The organism is Hymenobacter agri, assembly GCF_054778495.1.
In genome coordinates this window covers 1-4,156 of sequence record NZ_BAAGZM010000383.1, presented here as the reverse complement: position 1 = coordinate 4,156, position 4,156 = coordinate 1, and the positions used below count along the sequence as shown (strand labels likewise).

Sequence of the window (4,156 nt, the reverse complement as noted above, 5' to 3'; positions counted from 1 at the left end):
AGGCGCAGCGACGGGCCGTGGCGCTGGTGTGCACCTCCGGCACGGCCGGCCTGAACTACGCGCCGGCCGTGGCCGAAGCCTTTTTTCAGCAGATTCCGCTGGTGATTTTAACCGCCGACCGGCCGCCCGAATGGATTGACCAGCTCGACGGGCAGACCATCCGCCAGCGCAACCTCTACGGCGCGCACGCCAAGGGCGCGTTCGATTTTCCGGCCGATACCACGCACCCCGACGCCAAATGGCATTCGGCTCGCATCGTGAACGAGGCCATCAACCTGGCCCAAGCCGCGCCCGCCGGGCCGGTGCAGGTTAACGTGCCGCTGCGCGAGCCATTCTACCCGAAGGCGGGCGAAGGCATCACCTTTGAAGCTGTACGGATTACTCACGACCACGCCTCGAACGCCACGCTCGCCCCGGCTGAGATTCTGGAGCTGCGCCAGCTGCTGCGGGACACCGGCCGCGTGGTAGTGGTGGCGGGCCAGCAGCCGAACAACCCGGGCCTACTGGCGGCGCTTTACGAATTCGCAAAGGCTCGGCAGGTGGTGGTAGTCGGCGATATCATTGCCAATGTGGGCGATGTCGCGCCAGTGCAACGGCAGGATGTTTTTCTGGCCGGCCTAAGCAAGGACGATAAGGAAGCGCTGAAACCGGACCTGCTCATCACCTTTGGGCAGTCGCTGATTTCGAAAAGCCTGAAGCTATTTCTGCGCGATGCCGCCCCGGCGCAGCACTGGCACCTGCAAGCCGCCGGCGAAGTGGCCGATACTTTCCGTTCGCTGACGCGGGTGGTGCGGGTGCAGCCGGCCGTTTTCTTTCAGCAGCTGTCGGAAAGCACCACACTAGGCGAAGTGCCAGCCGCAACGGCCGCCTGGCAGCAGGCCGATGCGGCGGCCGGTGCCTTCCTGCAGCAGTTTTTCACCGACGACACCCAGCCGTTCAACGAATTCTCCGCCTTCCACCACGCCCTGGCGGCGTTGCCGGAAGCCACCGCCCTGCACCTGGCCAATAGCATGGCCGTGCGCTACGCCAACATTCTCGGCCTGCCACCGGGCCGGCAGGTTGAAGTGTTCGCCAACCGCGGCACCAGCGGCATCGATGGCTGCAATTCTACGGCCGTGGGCGCGGCGCTGGCCCAGCCCGGGCGGCCGGTGGTGCTGCTGACCGGCGACGTGGCGTTTTTCTACGACCGCAACGCCTTCTGGCACAATTACTCCACGCCTAACCTGCGGGTGGTGCTGTTCAACAACCACGGCGGCGGCATCTTCCGCCTCATCGATGGGCCGCGGCAGCAACCCGAGTTGGAGGAGTTTTTTGAGACGCGCCAGATGCTCACGGCCGAGAATACGGCGCGCGATTTCGGGCTGCGCTACTTCCCGGTTTCGTCGTTCCACGAACTTGAAGCCGCGCTGCCGGTTTTCTTTGCAGCCGAAACCGGCGCGGCAATTCTGGAAATCTTCACCGACTCGAAGACCAACGCGGCGTTTTTCGAGGAATACCGGGCGGCGGTAAAACAAGCCTTTTCGTAATCCATTAATTGAACGTCATGCTGAGCGCAGCCGAAGCATCTCGCTCACATCGTTGAACCGAAGTTCAGCGCGGCTAACGATTGATTTACTGCTGCACGCGAGATGCTTCGGCTGCGCTCAGCATGACGTTCTTTTTCACTCATTCTCTTCCCTATGACCGAACCCATTCAGTGGACCCCGATTAAGGAGTTCAAAGAAATCATCTTCTCGCAGTTTGGCGGCATCGCCAAAATCAGCATCAACCGGCCGCAGGTGCACAACGCCTTCACGCCGCTCACGGTGCAGGAAATGATTGATGCCATGCGCATCTGCCAGGACCGCACCGACATCGGCGTCATCATCCTCACCGGCGAGGGCGGCCGGGCCTTCTGCTCGGGCGGCGACCAGAGCGTGCGCGGCCACGGCGGCTACGTGGGCGAAGACACCGTGCCCCGCCTGAACGTGCTGGAGCTGCAGAAAATCATCCGCTCCATTCCCAAGCCCGTGGTAGCCATGGTAGCAGGATGGGCCATTGGCGGCGGCCACGTGCTGCACGTGGTGTGCGACCTGACCGTGGCGGCCGAAAACGCTCGCTTCGGCCAGACCGGCCCCAACGTGGGCTCGTTCGACGGCGGCTTCGGCGCCTCGTACCTGGCGCGCATCGTGGGCCAGAAAAAGGCCCGCGAAATCTGGTACCTCTGCGACCAGTACGATGCCCAGGAAGCCCGCGAAATGGGCCTCGTGAACAAAGTGGTGCCCCTCGACAAGCTCGAGGAAACCACCGTGGCCTGGTGCCAGAAGATTCTGCAAAAGAGCCCGCTGGCCCTGCGCATGCTCAAATCGAGCTTCAACGCCGAGCTCGACGGACAGGCCGGGATTCAGGAGCTGGCCGGCAACGCCACGCTGCTCTACTACCTTAGCGACGAGGCCAAGGAAGGCCGCAACGCCTACATGGAGAAGCGCCAGCCCGACTTCTCGAAGTATCCGAAGTTCCCGTAAGGCGCGGACGGCTACGGCCGTGGTTTTCGGAAAGATTTCACGCCCGACGTGGCTGCCATGCCCCGCGTTTCCAGCTCTGGAGACGCGGGGCATTTTTATGGCGGCACCTCAACCCGTAGCTCCGGCCTGCGTTTATCGGGATAATGGGCCACGCGGGCGGCCCTTTTTATTACGTCCCTAAATCATTGGTTATGAATTCTGACGCTTCGCAGCATGCCGCCATGCCGGCCAGCCATTACTCCAAGTTTTTGCTCACGCTGGCCGTGTCGTTTGTGGTGATGTACGTCGTGATGTACCTCAACACCTACGAGCCCGACCACGTCTATTTTAGCCTCACCCGCTTCTACATGACGGTGCTGATGGTGACGGCCATGGCCGTGGTGATGCTGCTGCTGATGCCCATGATGTACCCCAACAAAACTACCAACGGCCTCATCATGGGAGCCAGCCTCACGCTGTTTGTGGGGGCGCTGGTGATGGTACGCGCCCAGACTTTCGTCGACGACACCACCTGGATGAAGGCCATGATTCCGCACCACTCCATTGCCATTCTCACCAGCGAGCGGGCCACCATCAAAGACCCCGAGGTGCGGAAGCTGGCCGATGGCATCATCACCGCCCAGAAGCGCGAAATCGGCGAGATGAAGGCCCTGATTAAAAAGCTGGAAACCCAGCCGTAGCAGCTTCGCCGCCTTCTACTTCTAGAAGCTGCCGCCCATGCAGCGGCAGCCGGCGCACCACGCAAAGAAGGCCCGCAGCCGCTCGTGCTTGCGGGCTTTTTTTTGCGCTTTGGCCTGGGCGCGCTGCTGCTCCTGCTCGGGCGTGCGCACAAAGGGCTGGGCAGCGCTGGCGGGTATGGGCTGGGGGACGAGGGGCTGGGCGGTAGTCATGGCGCGGGCGAAATGATGACCTGCCTAAGATACTCGGTAGCAACCTCAAAGTCAAGGGCTGACGGGCGAATGCCAAAATGCTGCGGCCGGCTTCCGGCAACCACTGCACCAACCCAGCGCGTACTTTCGCCGCATGAATACTCCAGCCGCCCTACCCACTTCCCTCCTGCTCAACGGCCGCGAATACGCCTACGAAGCCATTCGCCAGTACCCGGCGCACTTCGCGGTGCCGCTCAACGGCTACGAGGCCAAGGTGCTTGACTTTGTGCGGCAGTGGCTGAATGGTACGCAGGAATTCACGTTACACACCTCGGGCAGCACGGGCACGCCGTCGGCCATCGTGCTGCGGCGGCGGCAGTTCGAAGCCTCGGCCCGGCGCACGGCCGACTTCTTCGACCTCGGCCCCGGCGACCGGGCCCTGGTCTGCCTCAACTGCGAATACATCGGCGGCATGATGATGCTGGTGCGCGGCCTGGAGCGCAACATGCACCTCACCATCGTGGAGCCGCACGCCGACCCGTTTGCCTACGTGGCCGACAATGCCGAATTCGATTTCTCGGCCTTCGTGCCCCTGCAGTTGAAAGCCGTGCTGGCGGCCGGCCACGCCCCCCGCCTCAATAAAATGAAGGCCTTCCTGATTGGCGGCGCGCCGGCCGATGCCACCCTCACGCAGGAGCTGCAGCCGCTGACGGCCGCTGCCTGGCTCACCTACGGCATGACCGAAACCTGCTCGCACGTGGCCCTGCGCCGCCTCAACGGGCC

At 63.0% G+C, this 4,156-nt stretch carries 5 protein-coding genes; 4 read left to right on the top strand and 1 reads right to left on the bottom strand.

The features are described from left to right. From menD to ACYVDE_RS16145, 3 genes are all read left to right on the top strand, one after another. On the top strand, positions 1-1,526 hold a 1,526-nt coding region (gene menD, locus ACYVDE_RS16155; RefSeq protein ID WP_460502577.1), incomplete at its 5' end, for a 2-succinyl-5-enolpyruvyl-6-hydroxy-3-cyclohexene-1-carboxylic-acid synthase. Between the two features lie 153 nt (positions 1,527-1,679). After that, the gene (menB, locus tag ACYVDE_RS16150) at positions 1,680-2,504 is read left to right on the top strand and encodes a 1,4-dihydroxy-2-naphthoyl-CoA synthase (protein ID WP_460502576.1); all 825 of its coding nucleotides are present in this window, start codon (positions 1,680-1,682) and stop codon (positions 2,502-2,504) included. Positions 2,505-2,695: 191 nt separating this feature from the next. Next, positions 2,696-3,184: a DUF305 domain-containing protein gene (locus tag ACYVDE_RS16145; protein WP_460502575.1), complete on the top strand. Its 489-nt coding sequence runs from the start codon at positions 2,696-2,698 to the stop codon at positions 3,182-3,184. 21 nt (positions 3,185-3,205) lie between these two features. On the opposite strand, the gene ACYVDE_RS16140 is transcribed toward ACYVDE_RS16145, so the two are convergent. Then, a complete protein-coding gene (locus ACYVDE_RS16140; protein ID WP_460502574.1) occupies positions 3,206-3,394 on the bottom strand; it encodes a hypothetical protein in 189 nt (62 codons plus the stop codon). Positions 3,395-3,527: 133 nt separating this feature from the next. On the opposite strand from ACYVDE_RS16140, the gene ACYVDE_RS16135 reads away from it, so the two are divergent. Continuing rightward, a partial coding sequence (locus ACYVDE_RS16135; RefSeq protein ID WP_460502573.1) for an AMP-binding protein occupies positions 3,528-4,156 on the top strand: 629 nt, incomplete at its 3' end.

Bases quoted from the DNA above. Each gene is read 5' to 3' on its own strand.
- menB (WP_460502576.1), top strand. From the start codon at position 1,680: ATGACCGAACCCATTCAGTGGACCCCGATTAAGGAGTTCAAAGAAATC.
- ACYVDE_RS16145 (WP_460502575.1), top strand. From the start codon at position 2,696: ATGAATTCTGACGCTTCGCAGCATGCCGCCATGCCGGCCAGCCATTAC.
- ACYVDE_RS16140 (WP_460502574.1), bottom strand. From the start codon at position 3,394: ATGACTACCGCCCAGCCCCTCGTCCCCCAGCCCATACCCGCCAGCGCT.